Consider the following 18386-nt stretch of genomic DNA (forward strand, 5'->3'; position numbering starts at 1 on the left):
CGGCCTCGAAAACCGTTTCGCTGACGAGTCTCACAGTGGGCGGATATCGCCAGATATTCGCTTTGGATCTAAGGTTGGGGTGTGAGCAACGAGAATCATGACCCCTTTGGCTTTATCGGACTGACCTACGACGATGTCCTCCTGCTTCCTGGAGAGACCGACGTGATCCCGTCGGAAGTGAACACTTCGGCGCGACTCACGAAAGAGATTAACATCCAAATCCCGCTCGCCTCGGCAGCAATGGATACTGTGACCGAAGCGCGCATGGCGATCGCCATGGCCCGTAACGGTGGTATCGGCATTCTCCACCGCAACCTGTCGATCGAGGATCAGGCACACCAGGTGGACCTGGTGAAGCGAACCCAGACCGGCCGCATCACCAATCCCGTGACCATCGGCCCCGATGCGACTCTCGATGAACTCGATGCGATCTGCGGACAGTTCCGTGTTTCGGGACTGCCCGTTGTCGACCCGGACGGCAAGCTACTCGGCATTTGTACCAACCGAGACCTGCGCTTCACACCAGTGGCAGAGTGGGGAACCACCCTGGTGCGCGATGTCATGACCTCCGAAGGTCTCATCACGGGTGACTCCAACATCACCCACGAGGATGCCACCGCGCTACTCCGCAAGTACAAGCGTGAGCGGCTGCCCCTGATTGATAAGAACGGGATCCTCACCGGCCTCATTACCGTCAAGGACTTTGTTCGCTCCGAACAGTTCCCCATGGCATCGAAGGACTCCAATGGTCGCCTCCTTGTGGGAGCTGGCGTTGGCTACTTCGGTGATGCGATGCAGCGCGCAGAGGCGCTCGCCGAAGCCGGTGTTGACGTGCTCGTTGTCGACACCGCCAACGGTCAAGCACGCCTCGCCCTCGACATGATCCGCTCCCTCAAGGCATCCTCCACCTTCGATGACGTGCAGATCATCGGTGGAAATGTTGCGACGTATGAGGGTGCGCTGGCGCTCGCGGAAGCGGGAGCTGACGCGGTCAAGGTCGGCGTTGGACCGGGCTCGATTTGTACGACACGCGTGGTTGCTGGCGTGGGCGTTCCCCAGGTCACCGCAATCTATGAAGCCGCCAAGGCCTGTAAGCCCCTCGGTGTGCCGGTGATCGGTGATGGTGGGCTCCAGTACTCCGGAGATATCGCAAAGGCACTCGTGGCCGGTGCCGACACCGTTATGCTCGGCTCTCTCCTCGCGGGTTGCGAGGAATCCCCGGGTCAGCTCGTCCTCATCAACGGCAAGCAGTACAAGGCATATCGTGGCATGGGTTCGCTCGGCGCGATGGCTTCCCGCGGCAAGAAGTCCTTCTCGAAGGACCGCTACTTCCAGGCTGACGTGGCCTCTGATGACAAGATCGTTCCCGAAGGTATCGAAGGCAAGGTCTCGTACAAGGGTAGCCTCGGCACCGTTACCCACCAGCTTGTTGGTGGCCTGCACCAGTCCATGTTCTACGTGGGTGCACGCACCATTCCGGAGCTCAAGGAAAAGGGCAAGTTCATTCGCATCACCCCGGCCGGCCTCAAGGAATCCCATCCTCATGACATCACGGCCATCGCCGAAGCACCGAACTACAGCATTAATTAAAACCACCTAGCGGATGATCCGATAGTCATCCCCGGACAGGCATATTGCCGTATTCGAACCTCCCCGGTCACTGGACCAGCACGATCCAATGTCCGGGGAGTGTCGCTGTATCTGGATGGTCGGGGGTGGGGGTGGAGGTACGTGAACTCTCGTGACTCTCAGTCGCCGGAATTCTGCGGGCTCGCCAGTGGCCACGACGCATCAACATCGGGTTTCCGGCCCCTGCTTTCCAGCCACTTGTTGAACGAGACCGCCCACTTCTCGTGCGATTGCTTCTGGAGCTCTTGGAGCTTCCTCAAGGATGAGGCTTTGAGCATCGCGTGCTGATTGATCATGGCACGCAGCAGTCGGAGTGTAGCCACAACATCGTTGTGAGCATCGTGGAATCCGCCAGCATCAATCTTGTAGATGCCGACAAGTGTTTCGAGACGGCGCGGCCCCTTTCGATAAGGGTCGAGCATCCGATCAAGAACGAGGGGATCAAGAACGGGAGCGGGTTCGTGACCCAGGAGCTCGGTCATGGTGGAAAGCCCGTGACGTGCGAGCTCAAATTCCATGAGAGTGAGATCAAAGGAAGCATTGAAGGCGACAACGGGATGACCGGCCCCCATGTGCCTAACCAGGATGTCGCGAATTTCTATGAGGACCTCGGCAGGTGGCCTGCCCTGGGAGCGAGCCTGAGCGGTAGAAATACCATGAACATCTTGAGCCGCACGCGGAATCTCTACACCCGGGTCTGTCAGCCAATCGAAAGTCTGAGATTCTTCGCCGGTGATGATGATAGAGGCGGTAACGAGACGCGAATGGCGCGGACTCACCCCCGTTGTTTCGGTATCAAAACCAACGAGCGGTCCAGCGGTCCAGTGTGTTTGCGTCGACATGACACGATTCTACGCGGGCGAGAGGCAAAAATCGGTTGGCTCTCGTTACACTGGTGGAATGGTACAAGAGGTTGAAATTGGTCGCGGAAAGCGGGCGCGCGTCGCCTACACACTCGACAAGGTGGCCGTCGTGCCGTCGCGTCGCACACGAGATGCCTCGGATGTGTCGACCGGGTGGCAGATCGACGCCTACTATCTCGATATTCCGATCATGGCCGCACCCATGGACTCGGTCACGTCCCCACAGACCGCAATCGCGATGGGCAAGTTTGGCGGAGTCGGTGTTCTCGACCTTGAGGGCCTGTGGACCCGTTACGAGGATCCGACCGCACTGCTGAATGAGCTGGCTGACATGCCTGCCGAACAGGCCGGTGTGCGCATGCAGGAGCTGTACCGCGAACAAATCAAGCCCGAACTCATCACCGCCCGCCTGAGTGAAATCCGGGACGCCGGTGTCACCGTTGCCGGAGCACTCTCACCCCAGCGCACCCAGGAACACTGGCGCACCGTTGTCGAAGCCGGTGTTGACCTCTTCATCATTCGCGGCACCACCGTCTCGGCCGAACACGTCTCCTCGAACCGAGAACCCCTCAACCTCAAGCGTTTCATTTACGAACTCGACGTCCCCGTGATCGTCGGTGGCGCAGTCACGTACACGGCAGCACTCCACCTCATGCGCACCGGTGCCGCCGGTGTGCTCGCCGGCTACGGAGGTGGCGCATCGTCCGCCAACCGCCGCACTATCGGTGTTGCCGCCCCCATGGCCACTATCGTCGCCGACATTGCCGCAGCACGCCGCGACTACCTTGATGAGTCGGCAGGCCGCTACGTTCACGTCATTGCCGATGGTTCGGTTTCCTCCTCTGGTGACATCGTGAAGGCTCTTGCCTGCGGTGCGGATGGTGTCATGCTCGGCACCGCCCTCGCGCGTGCCAGTGAGGCACCGGGTCGCGGCTGGCATTGGGGTGCGGAAGCACGCCACCCCGACCTGCCCCGAGGTGAACGAGTCTGGGTCGGTGACGAGGGAACGCTCGAGCAGGTCCTGTTCGGGCCCTCGCACAACGCTCGCGGTGTCCTCAACCTCGTTGGTGCACTCAAGCACGCGATGGCATCGTCGGGCTACTCGGACCTCAAGGAGTTCCAGCGCGTTGAGATTGTGGTTCAGCCCGACTAGACGAGAGGGACCATTCGCCGTGTTTTCTTAGCTCAGGTGAGGGACAATTGAGCCATCACCACATCAAAGGAGAAAACAAGTGAGTGAAGAGTTCCGTATCGAACACGACACAATGGGCGAAGTTCAGGTTCCGATCAATGCCCTCTACCGTGCACAAACACAGAGGGCAGTCGAGAACTTTCCGATTTCCGGTAAGACGCTCACCTCTCACCACATCAGTGCCCTCGGCCAAGTGAAGCGCGCCGCCGCGCTCGCGAACGCCGAGCTCGGTGTCATCACGGAGGAGCAGGCAAAGGCTATTGCTGCAGCCGCGGAACAGGTGATCGCTGGCGATCACGATGGCGAGTTCCCAATCGACGTGTTCCAGACCGGGTCCGGAACCTCGTCGAACATGAACACGAACGAGGTCATTTCGACAATCGCTACGCGTGACTCGGGGATCGAGATCCACCCGAACGACCATGTGAACGCCTCCCAGTCCTCGAACGACGTGTTCCCGTCCTCCATGCACATCGCCGCCACCGAGGCCGCGGTCCGCGTTGTCGTTCCCAAGCTGACGATCCTCGCCGAGTCGCTGGAGAGGAAGGCGGAAGAGTTCAAGGATGTTGTCAAGGCTGGTCGTACTCACCTGATGGATGCGACACCGATCATGCTCGGCCAGGAATTCTCCGGATATGCGCAGCAGATCCGCAACGGCATCACCCGCGTCGAGGCCACGATCCCGCACCTGGCGGAGCTCCCGCTGGGCGGCACCGCAGTTGGCACCGGCATCAACACCCCCGCTGGCTTCTCTCAGCGCGTCATCGAACTCATTGCCGAGAACACGGGACTGCCCTTCGTGGAGGCACCCAACCACTTTGAGGCACAGGCCGCACAGGATTCCTTCGTCGAAGCATCTGGCGCCCTCCGTGTCGTCGCCGTGTCGCTTGTTAAGATCGCGAACGACCTGCGCTGGGCAGGTTCGGGACCCCGTGCCGGCATCGGAGAAATCAATCTCCCCGATCTGCAGCCCGGTTCGTCGATCATGCCAGGCAAGGTCAACCCCGTCCTTCCCGAGGCAACGATCCAGGTGGCGGCCCAGGTCATCGGTAACGATGCAGCAATTGCCTTTGCTGGTGCCCAGGGTAACTTCGACCTGCTTGTCATGCTGCCCGTCATGGCACAGAACCTGCTCGAGTCGATGAACATCCTCGCCAACGTGTCCGAGGTGCTCGCAAAGCGATGCGTCGATGGCATTACAGCGAACGTGGAGCACGCTAAGGAACTGGCGGAGTCCTCACCCTCGATCGTGACACCGCTCAACCGCATCATCGGGTATGAGAATGCAGCCAAGATCGCGAAGCACTCTGTCAAGGAGAACATCACGGTACGCCAGGCCGTCATCGACCTTGGCTATGTGGAGCGCGGTGAAATCACGGAGGACCAGCTCGATGTTGCACTCGATGTGGCTTCGATGACTCGCCCAGCAACCAAGTAGGACTGCTTCCAATCCGAAACCTGTCAGTGAGCTGACATGCTACTGACCGTTGGTGGAGTGTGTGCCCGCAATCTTGCGGGCACACAGTCTTTTCACTCCCAGAGTGCTACTCGTCCCTCTCAGAGCGCTACCTTGCCGCTGAGCGGTGACAATCCCGTGGCATGCGCTTTTGCTGAAGTTCTTTCGTTGAATATGCGAATTATTTGATCGCACGGGGGAGTGGGGCAGTACCTTATAGGAATGGAACTTCCCGGTCTTATCCTCGTGGGCCTTGCCATCGCCATTGGCATCATCGGCACCATCATCCAGCTCTACCCAGGTCTCCCAATCATCCTCATCGCAATTGGTATCTGGGCTTGGGCCGTGGGAACAGCAACGGCGTGGTGCATCTTTGCTGCCGTTGCTGTTGTCATCATTCTTTCTTACGTGCTTTCGTTCGTGTTGCCAGCGAAACTCATGCGAGACGAGGGGGCACCCTGGAGTGCCCTAACCGCGGGTATCATCCTCGCCTTCATCGGCTTCTTTGTCATCCCGGTGGTGGGTATGCCGATCGGCTTTATCGTGGGTGTTTACACCGCTGAGTGGATCCGGCTGAAAGATAATGCGGGAGCCTGGCGGCAAACAAAGTCAGCGCTCAAGGGAGTGCTCCTCTCAATCCTCATTGAACTGATCGCGGGAACTCTCAGTGCCGGTCTGTGGGTTCTCGGACTCGTCCTCACCTAAATAGCGTGAAATGACAGCCAGTTTCCGGGGCTGAACCCAAGAACTGTGCGGGCTGACAAATAGTACGAGCTCAGGAACTGCACGAGCCAAGCAACTGCAGGTGTTCAAGAACCGCACGAATTCAAGTACTGGATGAACTCTTGATTCATAGGATTCGGGTGATGGGCACCTGGTTGGCAGATGCCCATCACCATTTGCTTCGTCGCTCTGAGCTGAGCTCAGGCCAGATAGATAGAGGTGAGCGGTTAGCTCTGCTTCTTGTAGCGGTACACGTTTGTCTCGCGCTGGATGAAGCCGCACCGCCTGTAGAGGCGGTTGGCGGCCTCTCGTGAGGGGCGGGAAGTGAGATCGACGGATCGGGCACCGATGTGGTCCGCGTATGCGATTGCTTCTTCGATGAGAGCCTGGCCCGCACCCTGACCGCGGGCTTCCTCCGAGACCACAACATCCTCAATCCAGGCACGAAGCCCCGTGGGGATGATAAATGTGGCGAGGGTCAGCATGCCGTTGATCTTGCCAGTTTCCTCATTGCGGAACGCGAAGAAGAAGGTGCGGTCCTGATTGAAAAAGGCCTCGACCTGTTCCTCGCTCAACGGGGTTGGGGTGGAGGTGAGCTGGGGCAGGAGTTCGTTGATCGCGTCGATAACTTCAGGGGTAGGTGCGGTAATGAGTTCAACTGGCATGATATGTCCTTCCAAGACTATTCAGGAACCAGTCTGCCACCCGCCTAAGTGGAACTGGGTGGACGAAACTCCGGGAACCAGAACCATCGGGTAGGCGACATGTCTGCCTAAGTGCGTGGCAAATGGGAGGGGAAGGAGAATTCGTGGGCGACGATACGCCACGGAAAAGACGATTATCGGCCTCAAGTCGGATAGGCTAAAAGGCGGATAAAACTAAGCGGAAGGGTAGCTGCTTCATCATGACGAACTCAACGGAAAAGTCGGCGGTGCAAGGCGACTATAACAATGACCAGGTGCGACGCGTTCTACTCAAGCTTTCGGGTGAAATGTTTGGTGGCGGCGCCGTCGGACTTGATATTCAGGTCCTCACCCGCGTTGCAGAAGAGATCAAGCAGGCGGTCTCGAAGGGCGTGGAGGTTGCCATTGTCGTCGGTGGCGGCAACTTCTTCCGCGGTGTCGAACTGCAGAATGCTGGCATGGACAGGGCACGGGCCGACTACATGGGTATGCTCGGCACCGTGATTAACGCCGTTGCGCTCCAGGACTTCCTCGAGCACGCGGGAGTGCCGTCCCGTGTGCAGACCGCAATCCACATGACGCAGATTGCAGAGCCCTACATTCCGCTCCGCGCCATCCGCCACCTCGAAAAGGGCCGCGTTGTCATCTTCGGTGCCGGCGCCGGCATGCCCTACTTCTCGACCGACACCGTCTCAGCTCAGCGTGCCCTCGAACTTGGGTGCGACGAGATCCTGGTCGGCAAGAACGGGGTCGACGGGGTGTACACAGCGGATCCGAAGGTCGACCCGACCGCAACAAAGCTTGATTTCGTCACCTACCAGGATGCTCTAGGTCAGGGACTTCGGGTCGTGGATGCTGCCGCGTTCTCCATGTGCATGGATAACAATATGAATATGCGGGTCTTTGGCATGGGAGAAGACGGTGCCGTCACGCGCGCGCTTCTTGGCGAAAAGATCGGTACCGTAGTCTCATCAACACCAGTGGAATAGGACAACTCATGATTGAAGAAGTACTGCTTGAAGCAGAAGAAAAAATGGAGAAGGCAATCGAGGTTGCTCAGAACGACTTCTCTAACATCCGTTCCGGCCGTGCCAACGCTGGCATGTTCAACTCGATCCTCGTCGACTACTACGGTGCACCCACCCCGCTTCAGCAGCTCGCAACGGTTGCCATTCCCGAGGCCCGTACCGTCACCATCTCGCCCTACGACCGCAGCGCCATCGCCGCCATCGACCGCGCACTGCGCGAATCTGACCTGGGTGTGAACCCGACCGATGATGGTCAGTTCCTGCGCATCAACCTGCCCCCGCTCACGGAGGAGCGTCGCCGCGACTACGTCAAGCTGGCACGCACGAAGGCGGAGGATGCTCGCATCACGATCCGTTCCGTGCGCCGCAAGGCCAAGGAAGAGCTCGATCGCATCAAGAAGGATGGCGAAGCGGGCGAAGATGACGTGGAACGCGCCGAGAAGGAACTTGAAGCCGTGACGAAGCGCCACACCGACCAGGTTGATCAGATCCTTGAAGCCAAGGAAAAGGATCTTCTCGAAGTCTGATATGGAGGCGGTACGAGGTGATGCGTGGCTGGGCAGGCTCGCCCCCGGGCCCCCGAAGCCACCCCCGCCCTCCGACTCTCGGGCGGGGAGGAATTTGCCGGCCGCGATTATCACCGCGGTCGCACTCCTCGCTGTCGTCGGGCTGTCACTCTTTGTTTGGATCGACAGCTTCGTTGTTCTTGTCAGCCTGTTCATGATTGTCGGACTGTGGGAGGCGGCGGGAGCGTTCTCCACCCGCAACTTCTACATCCCCGTCGTTCCGCTCTGGATTTCCTCGGTCATCATTCCGCTCAGTGCCTGGGTGTGGAAAGACCTTGGCCTGCTCCTGTCCTTCTTCTTCTGTGCCTTCCTCGTCATGGTATGGCGCATCAGGGTCGGGGGACAGTGGGCGGCACGAGACAGTGCCGCCGCCATGTTCGCCCTCTCCTGGGTGGGTCTTCTCGGCGGTTTCGCGGTGCTGCTTGCGGGGATGGATAACGGTGCCTGGGCGGTTATCACCTTCGTCGTCCTCCCCGTCGCGAACGATACTGGCGGATACTTTGCTGGCGTGCTTTTTGGTCGGCACCCGATGGCGCCTTCGATTTCACCGAAGAAATCCTGGGAAGGATTCGCCGGGTCCATTACCCTCGCGGTCCTCATCGGTATCGTCTGCGCCCACTTTGCTCTCGACATTTCCTGGTGGTGGGGGATCATCCTGGGCATTGCCTGCACGATCGCAGCAACGGCCGGTGACCTTGCTGAATCCCTGTTGAAACGCGACCTTGGTGTGAAAGACATGGGATCGATCTTCCCCGGACACGGCGGTGTCCTTGACCGTGTTGACTCTGTCCTCGTGTGCGCCCCCGTCGTCTACATCCTGCTCTTGGCCGCCACGGGTGGCTTCGGCGCGTGAGCTACCTGTCTGTTTACCGGGTGTAAAGTCTTCCCTTCTTTTGAGAGACTTGGGCGGTGAGTAACTCAAAGCCCCGCCAGGTCCGCCCCGCAGTCGAATCGGGACCCCGTCCCGTCCTGACCTTCACAGCCCAGCGCCGCGGCAAGCCGCCCCGCCACTTCGCTGACCTGTCCGTTGAAGAACGGAAGGAACTCGCGGAGGAACTGGAGATCCCCGGTTTCCGCATGGACCAGATTGCTCGCCAGTACTACGTGCACCGCAATGCTGACACGTCAACAATGACGGACCTGCCCGCAGCGGACCGTGAGCGCCTCGGCGAGGTCCTCTTCCCACCCCTCCTGGAGAAGGTGCGTGACCTGGAAGCGGACGGCGGGTCAACAATCAAGTCCCTGTGGAAGATGTATGACGGGGCCATGGTCGAATCGGTTCTCATGAAGTACCCGGAACGGGCCACCCTCTGCGTTTCCTCGCAGGCCGGATGTGGGATGGCGTGCCCTTTCTGTGCGACTGGGCAGCAGGGCTTCACCCGCAACCTTTCCACCGCTGAAATCATGGAACAGATCCGCCAGGCACACCTTGCCTGCGAACGCGGTGACCTCGGCGAAAAGGTGAAGCTCACAAACATTGTGTTCATGGGCATGGGTGAACCCATGGTCAACTTCAAAGCAGTGTTCAATTCCCTCCACAGGATCTGCGATCCCGCCCCATCGGGCTTCGGTATGTCTGCCCGCGGCGTCACCGTCTCCACGGTTGGTCTCGTCCCCGGCATCAACAAGCTTGCGGACCTCGGCATCCCCGTCACACTCGCCGTCTCCCTCCATGCCCCCGATGATGATCTGCGTGATGACCTCATCCCGATCAACTCTCGCTTCAAGGTCACCGAACTTCTCGATGCGTCCCGCGACTACTTCGTCAAGACCGGTCGCCGCGTCTCGATCGAATACGCACTGATTAAGGACATGAACGACCACCAGTGGCGTGCACAGGCACTGGCTGATGAGCTGAACAAGCGCGGCCGCGGCTGGGCTCACGTCAACCCGATCCCGCTCAACCCCACCCCGGGTTCGATCTGGACCTCGTCAACCAAGCGCGCCCAAGACACCTTCGTCCAAACCCTGCGTGATAATGGGATCCAGACAACAATCCGAGACACTCGCGGCTCGGATATCGATGGTGCGTGCGGCCAGCTAGCAGCGGAGTTGGTGGCCCAGAAAGGTCAGGCGTAGTGGCGACGTTTAGGACAACGGGGAACTGGAAGCAGGGTTACGATATTGACGCGGTTGATACGTTCCTGATGGAAGCCCGGGAACTCTACCAGCAGGAAGAACTACCCGAAGAGCTCGACATCGAGCGGATCCGCACCGTCGCGTTCCCCATGTCTCGCAACGGCTACCGCGTTGACGATGTCGACGAGGCCCTCAATCGTCTCGAGCAGGCCTGCTGGCAACGCAAGCGCGCCCAGGTTGTTTCCACTTCGGGAACGAAAGCCTGGTTGTCCGAAGCCTACGACTCTGCCTCCTCCCTCTACCCGAGACTCAATCGCCCACGCGGTGAACGATTCGACGCACCGAAGAAAGGCAGGGGCTACGATCGTGCAGAGGTTGACGATCTGCTGGACAGTCTCGCGAAGTATTTTGATGGGCGGGTGGAAATGACCGCGGAGGACATTAGCTCCGCAGCCTTCAAAACCCGGCTCAAGTCGCGCTCCTATTCGATCCCGGTTGTCGATGCCTATCTTGATCGGGCGAGCGCTGTTCTTCGGGCAGTCGAATGAATGAGATCGTTATCCTCGGATCCACCGGATCCATCGGCACTCAGGCACTCGAGGTCGCCCAAGAACACGAGCGGTTCGAGATCAAAGGACTGTCTGCCGGGGGAGGAAACCTCACCCTCCTTGCCGAACAGGCCGCCCGCTTCAACGTGCCAGTCGTTGCTCTTGCCGATGACACCAAGACCGATGAGCTCGCACAGGCACTGAGTGTAGCCGGTGCGAAGGCAGAGATCATTGCCGGTCCCGGTGCCTCGGAACAGCTTGCCACCCTCGTCCCAAACGGAACCGTCCTCAACGGAATCACGGGATCCATCGGGCTTCGCCCCACGCTTGCAGCGCTCCGTTCCGGTGCCACCCTGGCTCTTGCGAACAAAGAATCGATGGTTGCTGGTGGAAGCCTCGTCAAGGATGCAATGGTGCGTCCCGGACAGCTTGTCCCCGTTGACTCCGAACACTCCGCAATCGCCCAGGCGTTGCTCGGGGGACGCCACGAGAAGGGACTCACCTCCCCGGTTGTGACCGGCCATAGCGAAGTTTCACGCCTCATCCTCACGGCATCGGGCGGACCCTTCCGAGGGAAGACCAGGAGCGAGCTTCAGGATGTCACTGCCGAGGCCGCCCTCAAGCACCCCACGTGGGCGATGGGTCCCGTCGTGACGATCAACTCTTCGACCCTCATGAACAAGGGCCTCGAACTGATCGAGGCCTCCCTGCTCTTCGATATTGCACCGGACCGGATCGTTCCCGTCGTTCACCCCCAGTCGGTCATTCATTCGATGGTGGAATTCATCGACGGCTCGACGCTCGCACAGGCATCGCCGCCCGACATGAAGCTCCCCATTGCCCTCGGCCTCACCTGGCCGGAAAGATTGGTCGGGGTTGCGACCCCGTGCGCGTGGGATAGCCCCACGCAGTGGACTTTCGAACCCGTTGATCACGAGACCTTCCCGGCACTGACAATGGCCAAGGAGACACTCGAATCAGGTCCCCTCCATCCGGCAGTACTCAACGCCGCGAACGAGGTCGCGGTTGACTCGTTCCTCAAGGGCAGGATCGCGTACCTCGCGATCACGGATCTTGTTGCCAGAGTTTTGAATGAGTTTGTATCTCCCTCCGAGATCACGATCGATACCGTTGATCAGACGGAGGCGTGGGCGCGAAAGAGAGCAGGGGAACTAGCAGCGTGAGCATCACAGGATTCCTTGTCCTGTTCGTTGGGATCATTCTTGCGATCGCGCTCCACGAACTCGGCCACCTCATCCCCGCCAAACGCTTCGGAGTGAAAGTACCCAAGTACTTTATTGGCTTTGGGCCAACGATCTATTCCAAGACGATTCGGGGAACCGAGTACGGGATCAGGGCAATACCGCTCGGTGGCTTCGTTACCCTTTCGGGCATGTACGCACCCTCGAAAGAGGGAACCAAGATCTACAACCGTAAAGGCCAGCTCACCCTCGCGGAAGAAGCTCGCCAGGTCTCCACCGCACAGATTGAACCGGGCGAAGAAGAACATGCCTTCTACAAACTGTCGGCTCCCAAAAAGCTTGGGGTCATGTTCGGTGGCCCCTTCGTCAACCTCCTCATCGCCATCGTCCTCTCCATCGTCCTCCTGGTCGGGATTGGCGCCCCCGCCATGCTCGCCCAGGTCGGTACCGTCTCCGAATGTGTGAGCGCGACCGAATGCACAGATGAGGACCCGAGGGGGCCTGCAGCCGAGGCAGGGCTCCAACCCGGCGACGTGATCGTGTCCTGGGGCGGAGTCGAAGTGGACGACTGGAACGACGTTCAACAAACCATCGCCGGGGGAGAAGCAGCCCCCACGACCGTGGAGATTGTGCGCGATGGGGAGGCGATGACCGTGACGGTCACTCCTGTCATGCAGGAGCGTCCCATGATCGATGTCAACGGGAACCCGATCACCGAGAACGGTCAGCAACTTACTCACACCGTGCCCTTCGTTGGTATCTCTCCTGCAGTCGGTCTGGAACAGCAGTCTCTCGCGGAGGTGCCTGGTTATATCAGCAATATGCTGTGGCAGACCGGGGGAGTGATTATTCGTCTTCCGCAGCAGCTGTGGAACCTCACCTACGACTTCGTGAGCGGCGAGGAGCGCGACCAGACCGGCATCGTCGGTATCATCGGAGTCGCCCAAGTGGCTGGGCAGATCACCGGATCCGATATTGAAGGCTATTCTGGGGTGGAGAAGTCCGCGGACCTCATCAACCTCCTGATCGCCCTCAATATCTCGCTGTTCGCCTTCAATATGCTGCCGCTCCTGCCGCTCGACGGTGGGCATATTGCGGGAGCCCTTTACGAGGGGGCAAGGCGCCAGTGGGCAAAGCTCCGAGGCAAACCAGACCCGGGACCTGCCGATACGGCACGGCTTATGCCGCTCAGCTACGGGGTTGCCATGGCTTTCGTGCTCATGACAGTCATCCTCATTGTTGTCGACATTGCGAATCCGATTACGATTCTCTAGCGGTTGACGACAGGACTGGATCGCGCAAGTTGGTAGCTTGTGCTCGCGAGTTAGAGATACCCAACACAATCCGTTCTGCAGTGCCATAATGGGATGCGTGAGTGAACCAATTTCGCTGGGAATGCCAAAGATCCATGAAGAGCCTGCCGTGCTCTCTCCACGGAAGAAGACCCGCAAGATCAAAGTCGGGGATGTTTACGTGGGTGGGGATGCTCCCATTTCTGTGCAGTCGATGACGACGACAAAGACCCACGACATTGGTGCCACACTCCAGCAGATCGCTGAACTCACCGCTGCGGGATGCGATATTGTGCGGGTCGCGTGCCCGACCGATAAGGATGCTGACGCACTCAAAGTTATCGCTCAGCAGTCCACGATCCCCGTGGTTGCCGATATTCATTTCCAGCCCCGCTACGTGTTTGCTGCTATCGATGCCGGCATGGGAGTGCGGGTGAACCCGGGAAATATCAAGAAGTTTGATGACCAGATCCCCGAGATCGCTAAGGCAGCAAACCTGAACGGGACAGCCATGCGCATCGGCGTCAACGCCGGCTCGCTCGATCCCAGGCTCTTGAAGAAGTACGGCAAAGCAACTCCTGAGGCAATGGTCGAGTCCGCTGTGAATGAAGCTCTGCTCTTTGAGGAAGCGGGATTCCACGACTTTGCCATTTCCGTAAAGCACCACGACCCGGTGGTCATGGTGCGGGCCTATGAACTCCTTTCGGAGGCGGGGGACTGGCCCCTCCACCTTGGAGTCACCGAGGCTGGCCCTGCCTTCCAGGGCACAATCAAGTCTTCCGTTGCCTTTGGTGCCCTTCTTGCTCAGGGCATTGGTGACACGATCCGAGTGTCGCTGTCCGCCCCTCCGGTGGAGGAGATCAAGGTGGGGGAGCAGATTCTGCGTTCCCTCGGACTTCGACCAAAGCAGCTCGAGATCGTCTCCTGCCCCTCCTGCGGTCGCGCTCAGGTCGACGTTTACACCCTCGCTGAGAAGGTAACAGAGGGACTCAAGGACGTAACCTTCCCGCTTCGCGTGGCTGTCATGGGTTGCGTTGTCAACGGCCCCGGTGAAGCCCGTGAAGCAGACCTTGGTGTTGCCTCAGGTAATGGCAAGGGCCAGATCTTTGTTCAGGGTAAAGTCGTGGAGACCGTTCCTGAAGATGAGATCGTGGATGCACTGATCTCTCGCGCCCGCATTGTCGCCGAGGAGCTGGGGCTGGAATCGGCTGAGGGTGTTAGCCCGGACGTCATTGTCTGATGCTGTGGGGATCATCCGGCCGTAAGGTTACGAGGCTCTCGGGCCGCTATCGGAGTGCAGTTCTCCAGCATCTAGCCCAAGACCCCGTGGCATCCGTCTTGGCAGCGGTTCACGTCGATAGCCTGGGACTAGGATCGTCCCGCATGCTCGGCATTGTGGAACGTGGCGAGCTCCAGAACACCGTCTGGTACGGAGCAAACATGGTGCCGGTGGGAACCAACCATGCTGACCGGCTCCTGTATGCGGACTTTGCTTTGAACAGACCAAGGGAATGCTCCTCCATTGTCGGCAACGCCGACGAGGTGCTGGATCTGTGGGAGATGCTCAGGGACTACTGGAGCGCAGACGAAGTTGAGGTACGTGCCAGTCAGCCCTCGCTCGTCGCCGGGGAACTCAAAGTCCAGGCAGATCCATCTGTGCGTCCCGCACGGATCGAGGATGCTCCGATCGTGGCACCGGCAGCTGTCGCCATGTTCACCGAGGAGGTCGGTTACGACCCAACTGCTTACGGCCCAGGATATCTTTCTCGCGTGTACGAGCTGTGCCGTATGGGACACAGCCTCATCCGGACAGGAATTGGTCCGGATGGGAACGAAAGGGTTGAGTTTAAGGCCGATATTGGTGCTCTCTACAACGGTGTGGCACAAATTCAAGGAGTGTGGACGGCTCCGGACCTGAGAGGAACGGGGATTGCGACGGGTGCCATGGCTGCCGTCGTGGAGCACGTGCGCACAAACATTGCTCCCACCGTTTCCCTCTACGTCAATTCCTACAACCATGCCGCCCTCAAAGTCTACGACCGCGTCGGCTTCCACCAGGTTGGCGAGTTCGCCACGGTCCTCCTATAAAGATCTGCACACGTTTGGTCTAGCGGACTGGTAGCTAGTTTTGCGAGCAATGGCTCTGTGAGCAGCAGGGAACTAAGTGTCAACCTGGGCTGCGTGGACCTGTCTTCGAATTGAGGCCTGCTTTCGAGGATGGAAATGAGATCGGCGACCTGCCAGTGAATACATTATTGGTGGGAAACGATAGCGGTCATGATTCGGTATGCTAGATGGGTGCTGAAAATGTCGAATCTCTTTGTCCGTACCCTGCGTGAAAACCCGGCAGATGCCGAGGTGCCCTCGCATCAGCTTCTCGTGCGCGCCGGCTACATTCGCCGCGCCGCCCCCGGCATCTACTCCTGGCTCCCACTGGGACTCAAGGTGCTCCGCAAGGTGGAACGGATTGTGCGGGAGGAAATGGATGCCTCCGGTGCACAGGAAGTGCACTTTCCTGCGCTCCTGCCCCGTGAACCCTACGAGGCAACCAACCGATGGGCAGAATACGGTCCCAACCTGTTTAGGTTGAAGGACCGCAGGGAAAACGACTACCTGTTGGCACCGACTCATGAAGAGATGTTCACCCTTCTGGTGAAGGACCTGTACTCCTCGTATAAGGACCTACCGGTCAACCTCTACCAGATCCAGACGAAGTACCGTGACGAGGCACGTCCACGCGCGGGTCTGATCCGTGGCCGCGAATTCATCATGAAGGACGCCTACTCGTTTGATGTTCGTGACGATGGGCTGGATATCCAGTACCAGACGATGAGGGACACGTACGAGAAGATCTTCACCCGTCTCGGACTCGACTACGTCATCTGCTCCGCAGTATCAGGAGCCATGGGTGGCTCCAAGTCCGAAGAGTTCCTGCACCCCACCTCAATCGGTGAGGACACCTTTGTACGCTCACCGGGCGGCTATGCCGCGAACGCCGAGGCAGTCACCACACCTCCCGCTGAGGATGTCGATTACTCCGACGTGCCCGAAGCAGCGGTCTACGACACCCCGGGCTCGACCACGATCGAGGCTCTCTTGGAGGCCGCGAACGGACTGAACCTGAGGGATACCTCGTGGGAGGCATCCGAGACCCTGAAGAACGTCGTCGTTACCCTCACTCAGCCCACTGGTGAACGCGAAGTCGTCGTTATTGGTCTGCCCGGTGATCGCGATGTCGACCTGAAGCGAGTCGAGGCAGCCCTCGCACCCGCCGAAGTTGAGGTCGCAGGCCCCGAGGATCTGAAGAATCATCCGGAGCTGGTTCCCGGCTACATCGGCCCCACCGTCATCGGACCCAACTCGGACAAGCGAGTGACCGACGAAGACGGCAACATCTCCGGTTCAGTTCGCTACCTCCTCGACCCGAGGATCGCACGCGGTTCAGCCTGGGTGACCGGAGCTAACGCTGAGGGCAAACACGTCTTCAACCTCGTCTACGGACGCGACTTTGAAGCAGACGGAACCATTGAGGCCGTCGAGATCCGCGAAGGCGACCTTGCCCCAGATGGCTCCGGAGCACTCGAACTCGCCCGCGGTATCGAAATTGGACACATCTTCCAGCTTGGTCGCAAGTACGCGGAAGCTCTCGACCTCAAGGTTCTTGACGAGAATGGCAAGTCCCAGGTTGTCACCATGGGCTCGTACGGGCTTGGAATATCAAGGGCGCTGGCTGCGCTCGCGGAAAAGAACCACGACGATCTCGGATTGATCTGGCCGATCAACATCGCACCCGCCCACGTTCACGTTCTCGCCACGGGCAAGGGAGATGAGCTTTTCGATAAGGCCGAAGAACTGAGCTCCGCCCTCACCAAGGCCGGATTCGACGTTATTTACGACGATCGTCCGAAGGTCTCGGCCGGCGTGAAGTTCAAGGACTACGAGCTCCTCGGTGTCCCGTACGGACTCGTGGTGGGCCGCGGACTTGCCGACGGCAAGGTCGAAATCCGTAACCGCGCGACCGGTGAATCAACTGAGGTCAGTGTTGATGAAGCTGTCGCACAGCTCTCTGACATCCTCAATAAGGATCTAGCTGATCACGGAGAGTAATCTTCACGTCTGACTGATGGGTGTGGGGTTGTGTCCGATTAGGACGCAGCCCCACACCTCTTTGTTCTTCCAGAAATGTGGAGTAAATAGTGTCTGGAGAGAAGTTTCAAGGACTGAGCGGACCTCTTCTATGAGGCCGGAAACTTCCATCAAACGCAGATCTGCGATCTTGGGACTATCTGGAAGACTGCGTACTCGAATCTGCGTTCAATGGATTATCAGTCCATGGGACGCGGGGATTCGTGAGCTATTTGAAAGTCTGCATGAGTGACGGAATCTTGGTCACATGCCGCTTCAAAGCATCGAGGGCAACGTCGAGCTCCCCGTTGTTGATAGCTTCCACGATTTCGACATGCTCAGCGTGAATTGTGGCGAGTCGATCGGGCGCTGTCGAAATGGTGCGGACTGCGAGACGCACCTGCTGCGGACGGAGGCTGTTATAGAGTCCCGACAGAACCTCATTGCCTGCCTGCGCAACGATGAGTGCGTGAATTTCTTGGTCCAATTGAGCGGACTTGTTCCACTCGCGTGCGAGTCCCGCACTGTGGTGAGTTTGGACGAGAGACATCGCTGATGGGGGGAGTTGTTTGCCCTGGGAAATGATCTCAGAAGCCGCGTGAGATTCAATGACAAGCCGAGTTGCGTACACTTCTTCGAGTTCGCGGGCGCTAATGACGTGAACCTGTGCTCCACGGCGGGGCAGGATCTCGATGTAGCGCTCTGCTTGGAGCTTGTGCAACGCCTCCCGCACGGGTGTGCGCGAGGTGCCAACCTCATGGGACAGGTCGACTTCATCGAGGAAGTCACCTTCTTGGAACACTCCGGTCAGGATTGCGTCACGAATCCATTCGTAGGCTCGATCACTCGCTGAAACCCGCCGAGGTCCCCGGGCTGGTGCGGTTTCGCTTAGCTGATCCATGGGGACAGCATACTCCACGGGATGGACATTGAATACATCTCATGTATACATTACGTCTACACTGTGTGAGTCGGGCAACGCTGTCCGGCCCTATGGAAG

At 59.0% G+C, this 18386-nt stretch carries 17 protein-coding genes; 14 read left to right on the top strand and 3 right to left on the bottom strand.

Features of this window, described 5'->3' with window-relative positions; all coding sequences use genetic code 11:
* Positions 1-81: 81 nt before the first annotated feature.
* On the top strand, positions 82-1590 hold the full coding sequence (gene guaB / locus BN1241_RS09470; protein ID WP_054953354.1) for an IMP dehydrogenase: 1509 nt from the start codon (positions 82-84) through the stop codon (positions 1588-1590).
* 158 nt (positions 1591-1748) lie between these two features.
* Here the strand turns inward: guaB and BN1241_RS09475 are convergent, their stop codons facing one another.
* Positions 1749-2471 (bottom strand): exonuclease domain-containing protein, encoded by a 723-nt coding sequence (locus tag BN1241_RS09475; protein WP_054953355.1) that lies wholly within the window; start codon positions 2469-2471, stop codon positions 1749-1751.
* A 58-nt stretch (positions 2472-2529) separates the two neighbouring features.
* Here BN1241_RS09475 and BN1241_RS09480 point away from each other — a divergent pair, with 58 nt between their 5' ends.
* From BN1241_RS09480 to BN1241_RS09490, 3 genes are all read left to right on the top strand, one after another.
* Entirely contained in the window at positions 2530-3645 is a 1116-nt protein-coding gene (locus BN1241_RS09480; protein ID WP_054953871.1) for a GuaB3 family IMP dehydrogenase-related protein, read from the top strand.
* A gap of 79 nt (positions 3646-3724) precedes the next feature.
* Entirely contained in the window at positions 3725-5122 is a 1398-nt protein-coding gene (locus BN1241_RS09485; RefSeq protein ID WP_077138345.1) for a class II fumarate hydratase, read from the top strand.
* A 240-nt stretch (positions 5123-5362) separates the two neighbouring features.
* On the top strand, positions 5363-5845 hold the full coding sequence (locus tag BN1241_RS09490) for a DUF456 domain-containing protein (RefSeq protein ID WP_054953356.1): 483 nt from the start codon (positions 5363-5365) through the stop codon (positions 5843-5845).
* Positions 5846-6090: 245 nt separating this feature from the next.
* On the opposite strand, the gene BN1241_RS09495 is transcribed toward BN1241_RS09490, so the two are convergent.
* On the bottom strand, positions 6091-6528 hold the full coding sequence (locus tag BN1241_RS09495) for a GNAT family N-acetyltransferase (RefSeq protein ID WP_054953357.1): 438 nt from the start codon (positions 6526-6528) through the stop codon (positions 6091-6093).
* Between the two features lie 239 nt (positions 6529-6767).
* Here BN1241_RS09495 and pyrH point away from each other — a divergent pair, with 239 nt between their 5' ends.
* The 10 genes from pyrH (at position 6768) to BN1241_RS09545 (ending at position 17368) form a co-directional block, all read left to right on the top strand.
* Positions 6768-7535 (top strand): UMP kinase, encoded by a 768-nt coding sequence (gene pyrH, locus BN1241_RS09500; RefSeq protein ID WP_054953358.1) that lies wholly within the window; start codon positions 6768-6770, stop codon positions 7533-7535.
* Between the two features lie 8 nt (positions 7536-7543).
* On the top strand, positions 7544-8101 hold the full coding sequence (frr, locus tag BN1241_RS09505) for a ribosome recycling factor (RefSeq protein ID WP_054953359.1): 558 nt from the start codon (positions 7544-7546) through the stop codon (positions 8099-8101).
* A gap of 1 nt (position 8102) precedes the next feature.
* On the top strand, positions 8103-8993 hold the full coding sequence (locus BN1241_RS09510; protein WP_077138346.1) for a phosphatidate cytidylyltransferase: 891 nt from the start codon (positions 8103-8105) through the stop codon (positions 8991-8993).
* Between the two features lie 56 nt (positions 8994-9049).
* Entirely contained in the window at positions 9050-10219 is a 1170-nt protein-coding gene (gene rlmN, locus BN1241_RS09515; RefSeq protein WP_054953360.1) for a dual-specificity RNA methyltransferase RlmN, read from the top strand.
* Positions 10219-10767, top strand: coding sequence for a DivIVA domain-containing protein (locus BN1241_RS09520; RefSeq protein WP_054953361.1), 549 nt, complete (start codon positions 10219-10221; stop codon positions 10765-10767). Before rlmN ends, BN1241_RS09520 begins: the two co-directional genes overlap by 1 nt.
* Entirely contained in the window at positions 10764-11951 is a 1188-nt protein-coding gene (dxr, locus tag BN1241_RS09525; protein ID WP_054953362.1) for a 1-deoxy-D-xylulose-5-phosphate reductoisomerase, read from the top strand. Before BN1241_RS09520 ends, dxr begins: the two co-directional genes overlap by 4 nt.
* Complete coding sequence (locus BN1241_RS09530; RefSeq protein WP_054953363.1) at positions 11948-13243, top strand: M50 family metallopeptidase; 1296 nt, start codon at positions 11948-11950, stop codon at positions 13241-13243. Before dxr ends, BN1241_RS09530 begins: the two co-directional genes overlap by 4 nt.
* A gap of 88 nt (positions 13244-13331) precedes the next feature.
* Positions 13332-14501 (top strand): flavodoxin-dependent (E)-4-hydroxy-3-methylbut-2-enyl-diphosphate synthase, encoded by a 1170-nt coding sequence (ispG, locus tag BN1241_RS09535; RefSeq protein WP_077138347.1) that lies wholly within the window; start codon positions 13332-13334, stop codon positions 14499-14501.
* The gene (locus tag BN1241_RS09540) at positions 14501-15349 is read left to right on the top strand and encodes a GNAT family N-acetyltransferase (protein ID WP_054953365.1); all 849 of its coding nucleotides are present in this window, start codon (positions 14501-14503) and stop codon (positions 15347-15349) included. The genes ispG and BN1241_RS09540 overlap by 1 nt, the downstream gene beginning before the upstream one ends.
* Positions 15350-15568: 219 nt before the next feature.
* Positions 15569-17368 carry a proline--tRNA ligase gene (locus BN1241_RS09545; RefSeq protein ID WP_054953366.1) on the top strand — a complete coding sequence of 600 codons (1800 nt, stop codon included), beginning with the start codon at positions 15569-15571 and terminating at the stop codon, positions 17366-17368.
* A gap of 247 nt (positions 17369-17615) precedes the next feature.
* On the opposite strand, the gene BN1241_RS09550 is transcribed toward BN1241_RS09545, so the two are convergent.
* Positions 17616-18287, bottom strand: coding sequence for a GntR family transcriptional regulator (locus BN1241_RS09550; protein WP_054953367.1), 672 nt, complete (start codon positions 18285-18287; stop codon positions 17616-17618).
* Between the last annotated feature and the right edge of the window lie 99 nt (positions 18288-18386).

The organism is Flaviflexus massiliensis, assembly GCF_001375495.1.
Lineage (GTDB): Bacteria > Actinomycetota > Actinomycetes > Actinomycetales > Actinomycetaceae > Flaviflexus > Flaviflexus massiliensis.